We start from the raw sequence: 17,200 nt of genomic DNA, 5'->3' as shown, positions 1-17,200 counted from the left end.
GATGAGCGACATTGCCGAGACCTCTGATGTCGAACGAAAACTGTCGGGTTGGGGGCGGTTGCTCTGGGTGCTGTTGCCGCTGGCGGTGCTGGCAGCGGCGCTGGCCTGGGTGTTTGCGGCCAACCCGCTGCGCAACCTCGATATCGGCGCGCCGCCGGTCGAGGGGCTGACGATCGAGCGGACGGTGCTCGACAGCGCCGGGCTCAGGATGGAGGTGCGGGCCGGCGGCTCAACCGATATGCGGATCGCGCAGGTGCAGGTCGACGATGCCTATTGGCTGTTTACCCAGGAGCCGGCGGGGCCGTTGCCGCGCGGCGCGACAGCCTGGATTTCGATCGCCTATCCCTGGGTGCTGGGTGAGGCGCATGCAGTGCGGTTCGTCACCGACACGGGGGCGACGTTCGACCATGAGATCGCCGTGGCCGTGCCGACACCGCGACCGACCGAGGCGGCGCTGGGCGGGCAGGCGATCATCGGGCTGATCGTCGGGCTGCTGCCGGTCACCGTGGGGCTGATGTTCTATCCGGCGCTGCGCGGCATCGGTCGCGAGGGGATGAACTTCCTCCTGGCGCTGACGGTGGGGCTGTTGGCGTTCCTCTTCGTCGATATGACCGGCGAGGCGCTGGAACTGGCCGGCGAGGCGGCGGCGATGTTCCAGGGGCCAGTGCTGGTGGTGCTGGCAGCGGCGGCGAGTTTCCTGTTGCTGATGGCAGTGGGACGCTGGCGCGGCGCGCCGGGCGGGCTGCAGCTCGCCGGCTTCATTGCGCTGGGCATTGGGCTCCACAATTTCGGCGAAGGGCTGGCAATCGGCGCGGCCTTTGCCTCGGGAGCAGCCGGACTGGGGTTGTTCCTGATCGCCGGGTTTGCGCTGCACAACGTCACCGAGGGGATTGGCATCGCCGCACCGATCCTCAAACAGAAGGTGCCGCTCTGGGCCTTCGCCGGGCTGGCCATGCTGGCCGGCGGGCCGGCGGTGGTTGGGCTGTGGATCGGCAGTCTCGCCACGGCGCCACAATGGACGGCGCTGGCGCTGGGCGTCGGAGCCGGCGCCATCCTGCAGGTGATCATCGAGGTCGGCGCGTACCTCACGCGCAGCAATGCCGGCAAGGCCGGAACCTGGTTCACGCCGGTGGTGATCGCCGGGCTGATTGCCGGCGGCGTGGTGATGTATGTCACCGGCGCGGTGGTGAAGATTTGAGGATGCCCCCATCTCTCAGTCGTCGCTTCCTTCTCCTTGAGGGAGGATTGAGGGAGGGGTGGTGCGGTGATCACCGATGGAACCCCACCCCCAACCCTCCCCTCAAGGGGGAGGGGAGCTCGTGCCCTGCGGCAGGCCGAGGCGGGTGAGGAGGGCGGTGAAGCGGGGCTCGGCGCGGAGGCTTCGGAATTCCGGCTCGACCAAGAGGCCAATGGTCTCGGCGCGCTCCACCGAGGTTTCGAGGTAGGTGAGGGCAAGCTGCTTGTCGCCGAGCAGGGCGGCAGTGGCGGCGACCTTGTAGGCTTTCTCCCGCTCGGCCAGGAACTGGCGCTGCTGTTCATCGAGCATCGCGCGCAGCATGGCCTCGCCACCTTGCGGCAGGGCGGCGCGAGCGGCCTTGGCGATCAACTGGCGGCCGACGCTGCTCTCGACACTGGCGGCAATCTCGTAGCTATCGAGGAAATCGGCGTAGCGGCGCTGGTCGAGGTAGATGGTGGCGAGATAGGCCGGGACGGCGAGATAGTCGGGGTTGGCCTGCCGCAGCTGCTCGAGCATCGCAATCGCCGCCTCGGTATCGCCGGCATAGTAGTGGATCAGCGCCGCATTGGCGCGAATGGAGCGCGAGTCCGGTTGCAACACCAGGGCGCGGTCGATCAGCGCGAGCGGGCGCTCGAACTTGCCCATCTGCATCGAGGTCAGGGCATACCAGTGCAGGGCCTGGGCGTTGTCCGGAGCCAGAGCCAGCGCCTTGTCGAACAGCTCAGCGGAACGGGCGAACTCGTGGCTGCCGTAGAAGGCGTTGAAGCCGAGCGCCGCATAGGCCTCGCCCGATTGCGGATCGAGGCTGAGGGCGCGCTCGGCCGCCTGCCTGGCCTTGGCGTAGGACTCGGGGGCGGGGGCCAGCGTGTACTGGCTGATCAGGTTGTAGACATTGGCGCGGCCGACTTCGGCGCGGGCAAACGCCGGTGCAATGGCGAGGGCGGCATCGAACTTCTCGATGGCGGTGGCGAAACCAGAGGCAGTGCGGCTGGTCCAGGCGATGACGCCCTCCTCATAGAGGGCGCTGGCTTCGGCCGGGATCGCAGGGGTGGGCCGTGCTGGCGGCTGGGCCGTGGCGACGAGGCCAATGACCAGCAGCGCGAGGATGGCGATGGCCGCCGCCAGCGGGAGCAGCAGCGGGCGGCTGATCGGGGGCGCGGTGGCGTCGACCGGCGGCGGGGCAGCTACCGGGCGCGGCGCGCTGAGCCAGGCCTCGAGCTCGCTGACATAGGCGAAAACCGAGGTGCGGGTGCCGCCGGGGACGCGCCGTACCGGCAGGCCGCGGATGCTTTCCCAGCGTTTGACCGTGCGCTCGTCCTTGCCGAAGAAGGCAGCGATTTCCTTCCAGCTGTTGAGGCGCTGGCTCACCCCTTCGGGGCCAGTCTGGTCAAGCATCTGCAAGCCCCGAACTCCGTCGTCCACAGCGGTCGCTCCACCCGATTACGGTCGAAGGCGCGGGGGGAGTCAACTGCGTCGCGGGGCATTTGATCGGGCGACCTTCTTTGGTTTCCGGAAGCATCGGCAGATGACGCTGGAGCCAATATCGGCTATCAACGATAGAGGCGGACGCGTGGCATGAGCCGGCGGCGCCTGAACCTTTCCCCCGCCGGCGGCATTGTCCTGCCGGATACCAGACATCCCGATCTATCTCTCAGCGTCGATGGCGGCGCCCGGGTCGTCTCATCGTTCAGCTTTGGAGGCAGTAAATGGCAGCGGTTCCATCCATTAAACTTCGCGACGGCAATTCCATTCCGCAACTGGGACTGGGCGTCTGGCAGGTCGATCCGGCCATTACGGCGCGCGTCGTCTCCGACGCGATCGAGGTCGGTTACCGCTCGATCGATACGGCCGAGGGCTATCAGAACGAGGAAGGCGTCGGCGAGGCGATCAAGCGCGTCAGCGTGCCGCGGAGCGAACTGTTCATCACCTCGAAGCTGCGCAATGGCGGCCACGCCCGCGACCTGGCGCTCTCGAGCTTCGATGCAACGATGAAGGCGCTCGGGCTCGAGCAGCTCGACCTGTTCCTGATCCACTGGCCGGTGCCGAGCCAGGGCAAGTATGTCGAGGCGTGGAAGACACTGGTCGAGCTGAAGACGCAGGGGCGGATCCGCTCGATCGGCGTCTCCAACTTCAACCAGGATCATCTCGAGCGGATCATCGGCGAGACCGGTGAGACGCCGGTGGTCAACCAGATCGAACTGCACCCGCGGTTCCAGCAGCGCGACAAGCGCGCGTTCCACAAACAACACAACATCTTCATCGAGAGCTGGAGCCCGCTTGGCTCCGGCCGGATGCTCGACGATGCGACGGTCAGCGCGATTGCCAAAAAGCACGGCAAATCGATCGCCCAGGTGATCATCCGCTGGCACCTGCAGGACGGGCTGATCGTCATTCCCAAGACCACGCATCGTGAGCGCATGGTGGAGAATTTTGACGTCTTCGGCTTCGAACTCGACGCGGATGACATGGCCAAGATCAGCGGCCTCGACCAGCGCGACGGGCGCGTCGGCGCCAACCCGGCGACGGCGTCGTTCCTGTTCTGAGTCACCGAGAGATCAACGCCTCAAAGGGCCGGGAGCGATCCCGGCCTTTTTCTATTCGGCAGCAGCGGCAGAGCGCCGGCGGAATAGCAGGTCCTTGGCGGCCAGCACGGCGCCGGCGGTGATCAGGAGGCAGGCGATCAGGATCACGTGGCTGTAGCTGGCATAGCCGGTAAGGATGAGGATCAGCGTCGAGAGCAGCGGGGCGGAGTAGGACGCGGCGCCGAGCACCTGGATGTCGCCGCGTTTCACCCCGATGTCCCAGACGTAGAAGGCGAGGCCGACCGGACCGAGCCCGAGTCCGATCAAGGCGGCCCATTGCCAGAAGTCGGTGGGCCACACCGTTTGCTCGAGCAGCAGGTGGCAGATCGCGGCGAGGATGGCGGTGACGAGGCAAAAGCCGGCGATAGCGTCACTGCTGACCGCGGCGAAGCGGCGCGACAGCACGGAATAGCTGGCCCAGATGACGGCAGCGCACAGTGCGGTGGCGTAGCCGAGGCTGTACTGCGCATCAAAGCCAAAGCCCCGGCCGCGGGTGACGACGAGCACGGCACCGGTAAGCGCCAACGCGCAGCCGGCGATGTGTTGCCATTTGAGCCGCTCGCCGGGGAGCAGGGCGGAGAACACCACGATCAGCAGCGGCCAGAGATAGTTGATCAGCCCGGCTTCAACGGGTGGGGCGTTCCTGAGCGCGAAGAAATAGCAGAAGTGGTAGCCGAACAGCCCGCCGACGCCGAGCAGCCAGACCGGCAGCGGCTGCCGCATCGCCTTGATGGCACCCGGCCGGATCAGCAGCAGCGACAGCCCGCCGATGGCGAAAGTGATGGCGGTGAGCTGGAAGGCCGGCATGGTGCCGCTGGCGGCGGTGAGGAAAGCAAGCAGCGACCACAGCAGCACCGCGGTGAAGCCGATGAAGGTAGCGGTGGAGCGGCTCAGGTGGCTGGTCATCAAACGCTTCTAGCGCGCGTCCGCCGACTGGAAAAGAGCGAGGGGTTGCAGCCGCTGATGGCGCTACCTAATTTCGGCGCATGAGCTTGAGCATCACCGACCTCGCCGAACTGCGCCAACGCCTGACCAGCGGCTTCGGCCCCATCGAAAGCGAGGTGATGGCCGAGAAGGCTGCCTCGCTCGGCTATCACGGGCGGCAGGTGGAGAAGGCGATGGCGGCGCTCAAGGCGTTCGACGCAGTGCCGGGCTCAGCCGATGAACGCTTGATCCTGGTCAAGGCCGCGGCGCGCGACGTGTGGAAGTTCTTCGTGCAGCGCGAAGCCTGCGGTATGCGTGACCAGCGCGACGCCATCCGCCACTACGGCATTCCGCCTGAAGTGCTGGCGCGGCTGGGGGCAATCGAGAAATGACGCAAGGCCCCAATGTAAGTCGATTGATCCGGCCGGGCGATTTCCCTAGAATTTGTGAGATCGATTACATGCCTCATCTGTGCGGGGGCGTCGCGCGCGGATGGGCCAGCCGTTTCGAGTTCGATTGATTCGGCCGGGGAAAGCCGATGCTGGGCGATAAGGTTCGCAAGTCCCTCAGGGATCTCGACAGGCCACTCTCGGCGCTGCGTCCGGCTGCCGACATGGTGCCGCCCTTCCACAAGCTTGCCATCGACGTGATCTGGGCAGGGTTCCGGATCAATCCCGATGCGGTGCGGCCGTTCCTGCCCGATGGCCTGGTGCTGTCGCCGGCCAGCATCGGGGTGCTCGGCATCTACCAGGCGCCCACTGGCTACGGCATCGCGCCCTACATGCGTGGGCTGGTCGGAGTGTCGGTCGAGGGGGTGCGAGGTTCCGACATCGGCGAGGGCATGTTCGTGATGGGCAACATCATGGATGAGCCGGGCGCCGCGACGATGCGGAAGTTCTATTCGGGCGCGACGGTCGAGGGTGTGGCGCGGACCTGGCGCGATGGGGAACTGTTGCATGGCGTTGCCTCGGTCGGCGGGGTCGACTGGTTGCGGGCGACGATCCGGCCAGGTGAACTGCGGCCGGCGCTGTCGGGCGTCGACAACTTCCTCGGGCTGACCGATGCCGGGCTGATCAAGCATGCGGACTCGACCGTGGCGGACCTGGCGGACGCAGACATCGTGACGCTGGAGATCACCGACGCAGCGCCCGACTACATGCGGGCGCTACGGCCGGTCGAGCACGTGTTCGCGCTCGATGCGGTGCGCGTGAATTCGATCTGGAGCGAGCCCCGGGTGGTGGGGCGAACCGCTTCGGGCAATGCCGCCTCGGTGTTTCTCGCGCTGATCGAGGATACCGGCCGGGCTGCTGCCGTGGTGCGGCAGGATGGGACGCTGATCGAAGCTAATGCCAGCGGGCGGGCCTTGCTCGGACCGGATGGTTCGCGGGAAGGGGAGCCACTGCTGAGCGGCGTGCCGGCCGAGAAGCACGCGCTTTGTCAGGCGCTGAAGATGAGTTGCGCGCGCAAGGGACCGCGAGTATCGGAACCGATCGCACTGACCCGCCCCGGCGGTGGGCACCTGCTCGCTTGTGTGATGCCGCTCGAGCATGGCGAGCATGGCGGCGATGCCGCGCTGGTGCTGCTAGCCGATCCGCGCGGGCCGGAGCGGCGCGATGCCGCACAGGTGCTGCAACTGTTCGGGCTGACCGGGGCGGAAGCCAGGCTCGCCGCGCTGGTGGGCGTTGGCCATGCGCCGCGTGGGGCGGCGGCGGAACTCAGGATTTCCGAGCATACGGCGCGCTCGACGCTGAAGACGGTCTACGACAAGCTCGGGATCAACAAGCAATCCGAGCTCGGCCACCTCGTGGCGCGGCTGCAGTATCTCTAGAGCCACGTCATCGGTTCGCTGAACCGAAGAGGTGTCTCTAAGTCTTTGATTTATCGCGCTTTCAGCCAGAAGAGTTTGCAACTTTTCCTGAAAGCGCCGTGAAAGCAATGCTACCCATAGGCGGTTGAACCCCTCATTTGTGGGGTGCGGGTTTTGCCGTGTGCTGCGCACTGTCCCTTCGAGAATGCATCTCAGGACAGACCGCCGTGCTCGACCTTCTCGAAAAACGCCATGCACCCAAGGCCCCCGAGCTCGCTGGGCTGACCGTGGGCGACGTGATCGCCATGCTCGAGACGTTTGACCCCTCGGCGCCGCTTATGGTGCAGGGCGAGAGCGGTGGCTTCGAAGAAGTACTGGGGTTCCGCACCACCGGCGTGGTGCTGAATGTCAACACCGCGGAGGGTTTTGGCCCGCATGACCTGCCCGATGACGGCGCGCGGGCGGATTTGGTCGCGGTGGTGCTGCGGTCAACCGAGCGGTAGAGGAGCCCCCTCTGCTTCCCTCCCCCTTGAGGGGAGGGATTGAGGGAGGGGGTGGTGCAGTGATCACCGAGGGACCCCCACCCCCCAACCCCTCCCCTCAAGGGGGAGGGGAGCTCATAGTGCCAGCTTGAAGCCCTCGTGACTCTTCTTGAAGCCCAGCCGCTCGTAGAAGCGATGGGCGTCCAGCCGCTGCTTGTTCGAGGTGAGCTGGACGAGGCCGCAGCCGCGGGTGCGGGCCTCGGCGATGGCCCAGCCGATCATCTCGCCGCCAAGACCCTTGTTGCGATGCTGTGGCGCAATGTGCACCGCCTCGATCAGGCAGCGCCATTCGCCGAGCTGGTTGATGCCGGGGATGAAGCTGAGCTGCTCAGTGCCGACGGCCTCGCCGTCGAGTTCGGCGATGATCAGCCGCTGGTTGTGGTCGGCGGTGATCGCCTCGAAGGCAGCGAGGTAGCGCGGGTGCTGCGGCTCGTCGGGGCGGTCGTCAGTGGCGACGACGCTGTCATCGACGATCAGCCGGACGATGAAGCCGAGATCGTCAGGGGTCGCGTCGCGAAAGCTCAGCCGGCTCATTCGGTTCGTCCTCGAATCCATCGATATGGAGATCACGCGTACTGGTGATGATCGAGTCGAGGAAGCCGGGGAAGCGCGTGTCGAGATCGGTGCGCCGCAGGGTGACGCGGCGCCGGGTGCCTTCAGGCGTGACATTGACCACGCCGGCCTCGCGCAGCTTGCTTACGTGGTAGGTAATCGACGTCTTGCTGGCGAGATCGGTAAACTGCCCGCAGGTCATGCCGATGCCCTCGCAGCGCGACAAATGGCCGATGATCGCCAAGCGCGTCTGGTCGCCCAATGCGGTGAGCACGTTGGGCAAGGTGATCTGGTCGGCGTCCGGATGGGGCAGGGCAGGCTGTGTGTTCATGGCTCTCACCTATGCCATTTTCCGTCAAAGTTCAATGATCGTTGAACTAGGGCTTGACGGGGGCGCTGACGAGGTTCATTTGTTCAACAATCATTGAACTAAGGATCTTCATATGGACACGCGGCTCATCTGGCTCGCGCTCGGCACCTTTGCCGTCGGCGTCGAGGGCTTCGTCATCGCTACGCTTCTGCCGGCCATCGCGGCCGATAGCGGCGTGACGATCACCCAGGCCGGTTATCTGGTTTTCGCCTATGCCATCGCCTACGCGGTGGGGGCGCCGGTGCTTTCGGCGTTCACCGGCCGGTTCGACCGGCGTCCGCTGCTGGCGGTAGTGGCGCTGGTGTTCGCCGCCGGCGCGCTGCTCGCGGCCCTGTCGCAGGGTTACGTTATGTTGCTGGTGGCGCGGCTGATCATCGCTGCCTCGGCCGGGCTCTACGCGGCGACCGCACAGGCCGCGGCGGTGACGCTGGCGCCGGCCGAAAGGCGGGCGAGGGCCGTGGCGACGGTGGTTGCCGGCACCACCATGGCAGTGGCGCTGGGGGCGCCGATCGGGGCGTTTCTCTCGGGCTTTGCCGGGTGGCGCGGCACCTATTTCGCCATTGCCGGGGTCGGCGTGCTGACCGCGGCGGCGATCTGGCTGATGTTGCCCAGGGGCATAGAGGGCGACCGGCGCGGGCTGGGCGAACGGCTGGGCGTGCTCAGCGTGCCGGGCCTGTTGCCGGCGCTGCTGACCATCCTGCTCTACATGACGGGGCCGTTTGCGGCGTTCATCTACCTCGGACCGGTGACCACCAGGCTGATGGGGCTCGATGCCGGGCTGCTGCCCTTCGTCATGCTGGCCTATGGGCTCGGCGCGGCGCTGGGCAATCCGCTCGGTGGGCAACTGTCGGATCGGATCGGCGCGCAGGCGACGGTCACCATCGCGGCGGTGCTCAATATCGGCTTCCTGCTGCTGCTCGGCGCCATCCCATTGCTGCCGCAGGCGGCGATCACCCCGGCTTACTTCGCCTTCATGGTGGCCTGGGGCATTGCCGGCTGGATGTTCGTGCCGGGGCAGGTGAGCCGCGTCGTTGCCCTGTCGCCGAGTTCGGCGCCACTGGCCCTGTCGCTCAACGCCTCATTCCTTTATCTCGGCACGGCGCTGGGGGCACTGGTCGGCGGCCTGGTGCTCGAGCACCTGCCGATCAATGAACTCGGGCTGGTAGCGGCGATCTTCCCGGCGCTGGCGCTCGGCGTGCTGCTCCTCAGCCGGCCGCGCGCCATCGCCATGCCCCGGCTTGGCTAAAGTCGAGGCCGCCGGGCTCGGCTGAAAGGCTTAGACCCCGGCGGCTTGACCGGCGTCGGGGGCTCTCCTAACCATCGTCGGGCGAGGGGTTTCCGACGATGGACGTGCGACTGCTGTGGTTGGCGCTGGGGGCATTTGCCGGCAGCGTCGAGAGTTCGCTCATCGTCAGCGTGCTGCCCGCCATTGCGACCGAAACCGGCGTCAGCCTGGCGCAGGCCGGCTACCTGATCTTCGGCTATTCCATCGCCTATGGCATCGGCACGCCGCTGCTCTCGACCCTGTTCGGGCACCTCGACCGGCGCTCGGTGGTCGCCGGAGCCGAGCTGCTGTTCGGGCTGATGTGCCTGTTGCTCGGGGTGCTGCCCGGCTTCCTGCTGCTGGTGCTTGCGCGAACCTGCATGGCGCTGGGCGCGGGGCTGTTCACCTCGACCGCGCAGGCGACCGCGGTGGCCCTGGCGGCGCCGGGTAAACGCGGTTCGGCGATTTCGACGGTGGTGATGGGCGGCTCGATCGCGGTGGCGGTCGGCGTGCCGGCCTCGGCGCTGGTGGCGGAGTTCCTTGGCTGGCGCGTCGCTTACATGGGGCTTGGCGTCCTCGCGATCATCGCTTCGGCGACGATGTGGCTGAAGCTGCCTGGCGATATCCACGGCGACCCTCGAACTATCCGCGAGCGGCTGAGCGTGCTGAAGGTGCCGGGGATGCCGCTGACGCTGCTCGCTTCCGGCGTGATGGTGATGGCGAGCTTCACCTTCTTCAACTACCTGGCGCCGGTGACCACGGACCTGCTCGGGCTCGACCGCGTGCTGCTGCCGCTGGTGATGTTTGCCTTCGGCGTCGGCGCGGTGTTCGGCAATTTCTTCGGGGGCCGGCTGGCCGACCGGATCGGGGGCAGGCAGACCATGCTGGTGATCGGCGGGCTGATGGTTGTGCTGCTGGCCGCCGTACCGCTGCTGGCGATGCTGCCGCGGCCCGCCGTGCTGCCGGCGTTCCTTTTCCACATGCTGCTCTACGGCGTGGTGTCGTGGGGCTTCTTTCCGCCACAGCTGCACCGGCTGGCCGCGCTGGCGCCGGCGGCGGTGCCGCTCTCGGCGTCGCTGAACCTCACCTCGATGAATCTCGGCGGGGCGCTCTCGGCGCTGGTGGGCGGCCTGGTGCTCGAGAACCTTGATATTGGCTGGCTCGGGCCGATCGGGGCGGTCGTGGCGGTGGCGGCGCTGGTGATCGCCTACCTCGCACCCGATCATCGGTAGAATAAGGCGTCGCTTCTGATGCCGGTGTGCGCTGACCCCCACCCTTGATCCCTCCCCGCAAGGGGGAGGGAGACGATTGCCTCGGCGCCGGTGTGAGGGTCTCCCTCCCCCTTGCGGGGAGGGGACAGGGGTGGGGGGCGGCTATCACCGGCGGCGGCGGTCAGCCAGCTAAACCCGTTTGCCCTTGGGGCTGAGGGCCCAGGCGACGATCAGCACGATGACGGCGAGCGCTGCCGGCAGCACGGCGAGCAACTGGTTGCCGGCGACCAGCACGGCGGTGCCGGCCCACATGATCGAGCTCAGCGCCTCGGAAATCGTTGCGGTGCGCGAAGCGACCTGGCGACGGCGGAACATGGCGCGGCGCATCGGCACGCGGAACCACAGCTGGATGGCGGTGGCAGAGCCGGTCGAGATGGCGACGAAGATGGCGGTGGTCCAGGCCAGGTCCCACGAGGCGATCGCGACGAACAGCAGTATCGGGGCGAATACCACGGCGATTGAACAGAGCACCGCCTCGATCTTGGCGATCAGCACGGCGCGGGGGTGGATCGGCGCGGTGACGACGAGATCGTGCGCGTCTTCGCCAGAGATGGCCAGCCAGGAAAGGCCGCCGGCGAGCTGGCCGGCCGCCATGACGATCACCGGGATCACCACGACATAGGTGCCGGCGCTCTGGCCGTAGGAGACCCACAGGAACAGCGCCGGCGGGAACAGGTAGAGGATCTGCATCAGCGTCTGGCTGAGCAGCCAGGGATCACGCAGCAGCAGCCGCCATTCCTTGACCCGCAGCGCGTGGCGCTGTGAGGCCCTGCGGAAGGGCCGCGTCGAGGCGGTCTGCTGCACCCGGGTGGCGGAAACGCCGGCTGCAGCAATCGCGTGCTGCGCGAAGCCGCCGGAGGTGAGACGGATCACCAGCGCCAGGGCGCCGAGGCCGAGGCCGAGGACGATCAGCATGGCGCCGAGGTCGCCCATGCCGGCGCGCGCCGGCAGCCAGAGTGGGTTGGCGAGATCGGGCGCCCCGGCGACAAACTCGGGCGATTGCAGCACCGAGAAGCGGTTCATGTTGCCGAAGCTGAGAATGGCGACGGCCTGGATGCCGATGACGAAGCCGGCGCCGACGATGCCGGCAATGATCTGGGCGATCAGCCGCGTGCGGGCCGGGCCGATGCTGCGGAACAGCCCGACCGTCACCAGCACCGAGATCGCCGCGGCAAGGGCGCCGAAGCCGGCGAGGACGCCATAGGCGGCGAGCCATTTCGGCCCTTCATAGGCGATCATCACGTTGATGATCGGGCTCGCCAGAAGGCAGGCCAGCAGCACCGTGGCAAAGGCAGTGGCCGCCGTGCGGACGGCGAAGACGCTGGCCGAAGACGCCGGGGAGCTGAGGATCAGGTCGAGGTCGGAGCGCGCGTAATAGGCGCGGGTAACCGATTCCAGCGCCTGGCTCAGCATCACCGTCCAGAACAGGAAACCAGTGCCGGTGACCATCACCAGCGTCGCCTTGTCGGCAACGATGCCCTGGCTGACCCACGGCGCCAGCAGCACGTTGGCGAGCAGATGCAGACCCAGGTAGAACAGCCCGAGCACCAGGACCAGCACGACGCTGCGGACCTTGCGGCCGCCGGTGGTCATGGCCAGCCAGTCGCGCCAGGCGAGACGGAACTCGTGGGCGGCGAACCAGGGGAGCGTCGCGGGCGTGGTCATCAGGCCACCGCCGCGAGGTCGGCTTCTTTCTGGGCCACCAGGTCGAGGAAGATTTCCTCGAGCGTGGTTTCGCGGCCGATGCGGGCGCGGAGCTCGGCGAGCGTGCCTTCGGCGACGAGGCGGCCGTGGTTGATGACGCCGATCCGTTCGGCCATGCGCTCGGCCACCTCGAGGATGTGGGTGGTCATGATGACGGTAACACCGGACGCCACCTTCTGCTTCAGCACATCCTTGACCTGCCGGGCGGAGCCGGCGTCGAGGCCGGTCAACGGCTCATCGAGGATGATGAGGCGCGGGTTGTGCACCAGCGCACCGGCCAGGGCCACCTTCTGCAGCATGCCCTTGGAAAAGCCGCCGCAGCGTTCGTTGGCATGCGGACGGAGACCGAGCCAGTCGATCAGTTCGTTGGACTGGCGCTCGGCCTCGCGCGCTTCGATGCGCCAGAGGCCGGCGACGAACTCGAGATATTCCAGCGGGGTCAGCCGGTCATAGACCATGGGCTCATCGGAGACCCAGGCAACGATGGATTTGGCGGCAATCGGGTCCGTCGCCGTGTCGATGCCGTAGACCGAGATCGCTCCGGCATCAGGCTTCAAGAGGCCCGCAACCATGCGGAGAATGGTGGTCTTGCCGGCGCCGTTCGGTCCGAGCAGGGCGTAGAATTCGCCGGCCTTCACCGTTAACTCGAGATCGACGACCACCGGCCGGTCGAAGCTCTTCCGGAGCCCGGAAATGGCGAGGGCAAAATCGGGGGACGGCATGCGAGGCTCCGCTATGTTCGCCTGGAGCCTATCCATCAGCCGTTGAGAGGCGCTGAACTGGGCCGGTAAACAAAGAGTAGTTCTCGCTTGGTCGCGTGATCGAACCGGAAAAGTCTGCAACTTTTCCTGATCACGCTCCTATTGCAGGCCCACGGCGTCGACGATGCCACCGATGCAGCCGCCATCGGTGGGGCGGGCGGCGCGGATCAGCTTGCCAAGATTGGGGCTCTCGCCCGGCGCGCCCCACAGGCCAATGGTGATCTCGCTGACGATGCGGCGCTTGCCGTCGTCGTCGCAGGCGATGCGGACGCGCTTGCCGGCATCGCGGCCGAAAGCATCGTCGAAGGCTTCGCGGATCTGGTCGCGGGTCAGGGTCTTGCCGATATTGTCGGCGAAGAGGTCGCGCACCTTCGAGGCGTTGAGCGCAGCGAGCAACTGCGTGGCGACGCTGTAATAGCTCCCCTCATCGCCGCCGAAGCAGGTGCCGTGCTTGATCCACTCGTGCCGCTCGAGTTGCGAGCGCGTGCCGGGCATCGCTTCGTCGAGGGTTTTCTGCAGCGCGGTTGGAAGCTCGACCGGGGGCAGGGCCGACCAGCGGCCGTCGCGATCGAGCTGTTCGAGCTGGCTCGATACCTCGCAATACTCCCCGGTCGGCCAGAGCCCGTGCAGCGAGAAATGGTTGGCATCGAACCGGGTACGGCTCTGCTGGCGACATTCCGGCTTGCCGGCAGCGCCTTCGCAGAAGGCGGGCTGCCAGCTCGCAGCCAGAATCAGGAACTGCTCGGAAGCCCTGGAAGGTGTTGTGGGTTCCGGCCTTGGCGCGGGCTCGGCCGGGGCCGGGGGCGTGGCGACCACCGGCGGGGGATCCGCCGGCTTCAACCAGAGGTACACCGCCCCGCCGATGAGGAAAGCCAGCAGCAGGGCGGTAATGAACCTCGGGTTCATCCGCTCAACGCTGCGTCACGTAGCCGTCGGGCACGCCCCTTGTAGCGAGCACGAACTGCCAGACCTGCAGCACCTTGGCGCGGAAGCCGCCGGCGCAGCAGAGCAGGTAGTACTTCCACAGCCGGTAGAACCGCTCCTCCTCGGGGTTACGATCTTTCTTCCAGCTGCGCTCGAAGTTCTCGTACCAGGCGACCAGCGTCTTGTCGTAATGCGGGCCGATATTGTGCACGTCGATGACGCTGAACAGCCCGTCGATGGCCTTGCCGATCTGCGCGATCGAAGGGATGACGCCGCCGGGGAAGATGTACTTTTCCAGCCAGGCTTCGATGGTCTCGGTCGACCACTGGCTGCCGATGGTGTGCATCATGAACAGCCCGTCGTCTTTGATCACGCTGCGCGCCTTCTCGAAATAGGTGCGGTAGTTCTTATGGCCGACATGCTCGAACATGCCCATCGATACGGCATGGTCGGTCTTGCCCTCGAACTGGCGGTAATCCTGCACGCGGAACTCGACCGGCAAGTGCTTGTAGCGCTCGCGGCCATAGGCGGCCTGGTCGGGTGAGACGGTGACGCCGACGCAATTGGCGCCGTATTTCTCCGCTGCGAAGCCCATGAAGGCGCCCCAGCCGCAGCCGATATCCCACACGGTTTGTCCAGGCTGCACGCCGATCTTGCGACAGACCATGTCGAGCTTGGCTTCCTGTGCGTCATCGAGATTGGTGACGCCCTCCGGCCAATAGCCGCATGAGCCGGTCATGCGCTTATCGAGCGAGGCCTTGTAGGCCTCGGTCTCGTTGTAGTGCATGGCAGCGACGCGCTGTGAGCGCGTGATGTTCTGCATGTTCATGAAGCGCGCCTGGACGATCTGCCAGACGAGGTTGGTGGTGACGCGCACGCCATCGGGAACGCGCGAGCGCAGCACCCGGTTGAAGAACTCCGCCATGTCGGCGACGTCCCAGATACCGTCCATATAGGCTTCGCCGAGGCCAAGGGTTCCCTGGCCGTATAGTCGTTTCCAGAACTCTTCGGAGTGGATCTGAGGGTCCCACGGGTTAGGACCGTTCAGCGTGATATCTGCCTCCTTGAGGAGGACTTCCATTTGTGGGGTGGCTCCCATCGAATCCCTGCTCGCTTAATAGACAAACGCGGGAGAGCCAATGCCCCTAAGGCAGGCAAGTCAAGGGCGGCAGGAGCGCCTGCCGCCCTCAGTGGATCAGAGGGTGATGCGGTATTCGCCGAAGCCGTTTTCGCTGGTCTTGCCGGTGGCCTCGATCTTCACCGCGGTGACGTCGGCGAGATGCTCGGCGGCCTTCGGGCCGGTCTCGAACAGCACGGTGCCGCCAATCGGGGCGAGCGACCAGTTGCTGTCGGCCTTGGGCTCGATGGTCTTCTGCTCGATGATGTAGCGCACGATGATATCGCGGTTGGTATCGGGGCCCTTGAAGACGATCTTGTCGGGCCCGATGCCCGGGAAGGTGCCGCCGCCACCGGCGCGATAGTTATTGGTGGCGACCACGAACTTCTGGGCCGGATCGATCGGCTTGCCGTCGAATTGCAGGTCGATGATGCGGCTCTCGGTGTTGCCGATATCCTCACCCTTGGGGCCGTATTTCGATGGCTTGGTGACATCGATCTTGTAGGTGACGCCGTCGATGACGTCGAAGTTGTAGGCCGGGAAATCGAGGTTGATCAGCGGCTGGTCGGCGCCGCCCGATGCCACCTGGTTGAAGATGCCGGCCGAGCGATCGAGCCAGTTCTGCACGTCCTGGCCGGTGATCACCACGGCCTGGATGGTGTTGGGATAGAGGTAGAGATCGGCGACGTTCTTGATCGCCACCGGCCCCACGGGCACATCGGTGTAATAGTCCGGACCGCCACGGCCACCGGCCTTGAACGGCGCGGCGGCAGAGAGGATCGGCAGGGCCTCGTACTCGGTGCCCTTCAGCATCTGCGTGAGGTACCACTTCTGGGCGATGTTGACGATCTGGACGCTCGGATCGTCGGCGACCAGCGCGAAGTAGGAGTGGAGCGGCGCGGCCGTCTCGCCGACCGGGCGGCGAATATAGGCGAGGGTCTCGTCGTGATCGTCCTGCGCGGCGGCGAGGATACCGGCGACGCTTTCGACCAGCGGCTTCACCTTGCCCTCGACGCGCTCGAAGATCGGGCGGGCTTCGGCGGTGTGGGAGACGACGCTCCACTTGCCGTCATCGGCCTTTTCGAGCAGCAGGTCGATCAGGCCCATATGCGAGCCCCAGAAGCCTGCCATCACGGCGGGCTTGCCGGCGAGCGTCCCGGCGGTGAGATCGGCGCCTTCGAGGCCCTCGAAATCCTTGGAGTTGGGGAACACCAAATGCTGGTGACCGGTGACGATGACGTCGAGGCCTTCGACGGCCGCCAGCTGCAGCGCGGCGTTCTCGGCCTTGGGCAGGCCGGTATCGGCGGCGATGCCGGTATGGGCGAGCGCGATGACCAGGTCGGCCCCTTCCTCACGCATTTTGGGAATATAGGCCTTGGCCGTCTCGACGATATCGCGGGTATCGACCTTGCCGGCGAGATGGGTGTTGTCCCAGGTCATGATCTGCGGCGGCAGGAAGCCGATGAAGCCCAGCTTGATGGTCTGCTTGGCGCCGGCGCCGTCAACCAGTTCCTTCTCGATGATCTTGTAGGGCGCGACATAGGTAGTGTCGGCCAGCGGATCGGCGCCGAGTTCGCCCTTGGCGAGGTTGGCCGAAACGATCGGGAAGTTGGCGGCAGCGATGGCGGCGTCGAGGAACTCGAGGCCGTAGTTGAACTCATGGTTGCCGAGCGTGCCGACCTCGTAGCCGAGGGTGTTCATGGCAGCGATGATCGGGTGCGGCTCGTTGGTCAGGCCCTTTTCGTAGGCGATGTAATCGCCCATCGGGTTGCCCTGGATGACGTCGCCATTGTCGATGAGGACCGAGTTGCCGGCTTCAGCGCGGATGGCGTCGATGATCGCCGCGGTGCGGGCGAGGCCGAGCGTGTCGTTGGGCGCATCGGCATAATAATCATAAGGGAAAACCGCGACATGCAGGTCCGTGGTTTCCATCAGGCGGAGGTGCGCCTGGCCGGCGGCTGCCTGCACCGCGAAGGGGTGCAGCACCACGGCGGCGCCAAGCGTCGCCGAGCCGGCGAGGAAGGCGCGGCGGGAAATTGAGTAATTGTAGTTCATTGACGTCTCCCACAACATTTGAAGAAAGCGCGACCAGACGGAACGTCGGCTCTCCTGGCCGGTTATCCCGCATGGCGATCTGGGCTCAGA

16 protein-coding genes are annotated in these 17,200 nt (G+C 66.3%); 7 read left to right on the top strand and 9 right to left on the bottom strand.

Features of this window, described 5'->3' with window-relative positions:
• The first annotated feature begins 1 nt into the window (after position 1).
• Complete coding sequence (locus ACSQ23_RS17385) at positions 2-1,198, top strand: ZIP family metal transporter (protein WP_436091353.1); 1,197 nt, start codon at positions 2-4, stop codon at positions 1,196-1,198.
• Between the two features lie 102 nt (positions 1,199-1,300).
• Here the strand turns inward: ACSQ23_RS17385 and ACSQ23_RS17380 are convergent, their stop codons facing one another.
• Positions 1,301-2,632 carry a tetratricopeptide repeat protein gene (locus tag ACSQ23_RS17380; protein ID WP_436091352.1) on the bottom strand — a complete coding sequence of 444 codons (1,332 nt, stop codon included), beginning with the start codon at positions 2,630-2,632 and terminating at the stop codon, positions 1,301-1,303.
• Between the two features lie 311 nt (positions 2,633-2,943).
• Between ACSQ23_RS17380 and ACSQ23_RS17375 the strand changes: the two genes are divergently transcribed.
• Positions 2,944-3,780 carry an aldo/keto reductase gene (locus ACSQ23_RS17375; RefSeq protein WP_436091351.1) on the top strand — a complete coding sequence of 279 codons (837 nt, stop codon included), beginning with the start codon at positions 2,944-2,946 and terminating at the stop codon, positions 3,778-3,780.
• 51 nt (positions 3,781-3,831) lie between these two features.
• On the opposite strand, the gene yddG is transcribed toward ACSQ23_RS17375, so the two are convergent.
• Complete coding sequence (yddG, locus tag ACSQ23_RS17370) at positions 3,832-4,725, bottom strand: aromatic amino acid exporter YddG (RefSeq protein WP_436091350.1); 894 nt, start codon at positions 4,723-4,725, stop codon at positions 3,832-3,834.
• A gap of 80 nt (positions 4,726-4,805) precedes the next feature.
• Here yddG and ACSQ23_RS17365 point away from each other — a divergent pair, with 80 nt between their 5' ends.
• From ACSQ23_RS17365 to ACSQ23_RS17355, 3 genes are all read left to right on the top strand, one after another.
• A complete protein-coding gene (locus ACSQ23_RS17365) occupies positions 4,806-5,135 on the top strand; it encodes a DUF6665 family protein (RefSeq protein ID WP_055880477.1) in 330 nt (109 codons plus the stop codon).
• 146 nt (positions 5,136-5,281) lie between these two features.
• A complete protein-coding gene (locus ACSQ23_RS17360; protein ID WP_436091349.1) occupies positions 5,282-6,571 on the top strand; it encodes a hypothetical protein in 1,290 nt (429 codons plus the stop codon).
• Between the two features lie 206 nt (positions 6,572-6,777).
• Positions 6,778-7,053: a hypothetical protein gene (locus tag ACSQ23_RS17355; RefSeq protein ID WP_055880471.1), complete on the top strand. Its 276-nt coding sequence runs from the start codon at positions 6,778-6,780 to the stop codon at positions 7,051-7,053.
• A 114-nt stretch (positions 7,054-7,167) separates the two neighbouring features.
• On the opposite strand, the gene ACSQ23_RS17350 is transcribed toward ACSQ23_RS17355, so the two are convergent.
• Both ACSQ23_RS17350 and ACSQ23_RS17345 read right to left on the bottom strand, forming a co-directional pair.
• Positions 7,168-7,626 (bottom strand): GNAT family N-acetyltransferase, encoded by a 459-nt coding sequence (locus ACSQ23_RS17350; protein ID WP_436091348.1) that lies wholly within the window; start codon positions 7,624-7,626, stop codon positions 7,168-7,170.
• Positions 7,592-7,975, bottom strand: coding sequence for an ArsR/SmtB family transcription factor (locus ACSQ23_RS17345; protein ID WP_436091347.1), 384 nt, complete (start codon positions 7,973-7,975; stop codon positions 7,592-7,594). Before ACSQ23_RS17345 ends, ACSQ23_RS17350 begins: the two co-directional genes overlap by 35 nt.
• Before the next feature lie 112 nt (positions 7,976-8,087).
• On the opposite strand from ACSQ23_RS17345, the gene ACSQ23_RS17340 reads away from it, so the two are divergent.
• Together ACSQ23_RS17340 and ACSQ23_RS17335 are read left to right on the top strand one after the other, a co-directional pair.
• Positions 8,088-9,260 (top strand): MFS transporter, encoded by a 1,173-nt coding sequence (locus tag ACSQ23_RS17340; protein WP_436091346.1) that lies wholly within the window; start codon positions 8,088-8,090, stop codon positions 9,258-9,260.
• 98 nt (positions 9,261-9,358) lie between these two features.
• Positions 9,359-10,510: an MFS transporter gene (locus ACSQ23_RS17335; RefSeq protein ID WP_436091345.1), complete on the top strand. Its 1,152-nt coding sequence runs from the start codon at positions 9,359-9,361 to the stop codon at positions 10,508-10,510.
• Positions 10,511-10,678: 168 nt separating this feature from the next.
• Here ACSQ23_RS17335 and ACSQ23_RS17330 read toward each other — a convergent pair whose 3' ends face one another.
• The 5 genes from ACSQ23_RS17330 to ACSQ23_RS17310 all read right to left on the bottom strand — a co-directional run bounded on the left by ACSQ23_RS17330 (position 10,679) and on the right by ACSQ23_RS17310 (position 17,110).
• A complete protein-coding gene (locus tag ACSQ23_RS17330) occupies positions 10,679-12,214 on the bottom strand; it encodes a permease (RefSeq protein ID WP_436091344.1) in 1,536 nt (511 codons plus the stop codon).
• Positions 12,214-12,975, bottom strand: coding sequence for an ABC transporter ATP-binding protein (locus ACSQ23_RS17325; RefSeq protein WP_082528175.1), 762 nt, complete (start codon positions 12,973-12,975; stop codon positions 12,214-12,216). The genes ACSQ23_RS17330 and ACSQ23_RS17325 overlap by 1 nt, the downstream gene beginning before the upstream one ends.
• Positions 12,976-13,113: 138 nt before the next feature.
• Complete coding sequence (locus ACSQ23_RS17320) at positions 13,114-13,920, bottom strand: ribonuclease T2 family protein (protein ID WP_082528174.1); 807 nt, start codon at positions 13,918-13,920, stop codon at positions 13,114-13,116.
• Positions 13,921-13,924: 4 nt separating this feature from the next.
• The gene (cfa, locus tag ACSQ23_RS17315; RefSeq protein ID WP_436091343.1) at positions 13,925-15,019 is read right to left on the bottom strand and encodes a cyclopropane fatty acyl phospholipid synthase; all 1,095 of its coding nucleotides are present in this window, start codon (positions 15,017-15,019) and stop codon (positions 13,925-13,927) included.
• Positions 15,020-15,133: 114 nt separating this feature from the next.
• Positions 15,134-17,110 carry a bifunctional 2',3'-cyclic-nucleotide 2'-phosphodiesterase/3'-nucleotidase gene (locus ACSQ23_RS17310; RefSeq protein ID WP_436091342.1) on the bottom strand — a complete coding sequence of 659 codons (1,977 nt, stop codon included), beginning with the start codon at positions 17,108-17,110 and terminating at the stop codon, positions 15,134-15,136.
• Positions 17,111-17,200: the final 90 nt, after the last annotated feature.

It is taken from the genome of Devosia sp. LjRoot16, assembly GCF_964252795.1.
GTDB lineage: Bacteria > Pseudomonadota > Alphaproteobacteria > Rhizobiales > Devosiaceae > Devosia_A.
The sequence above is the reverse complement of the archived record's forward strand: the minus strand, read 5'-3'. Positions and strand labels throughout refer to the sequence as shown.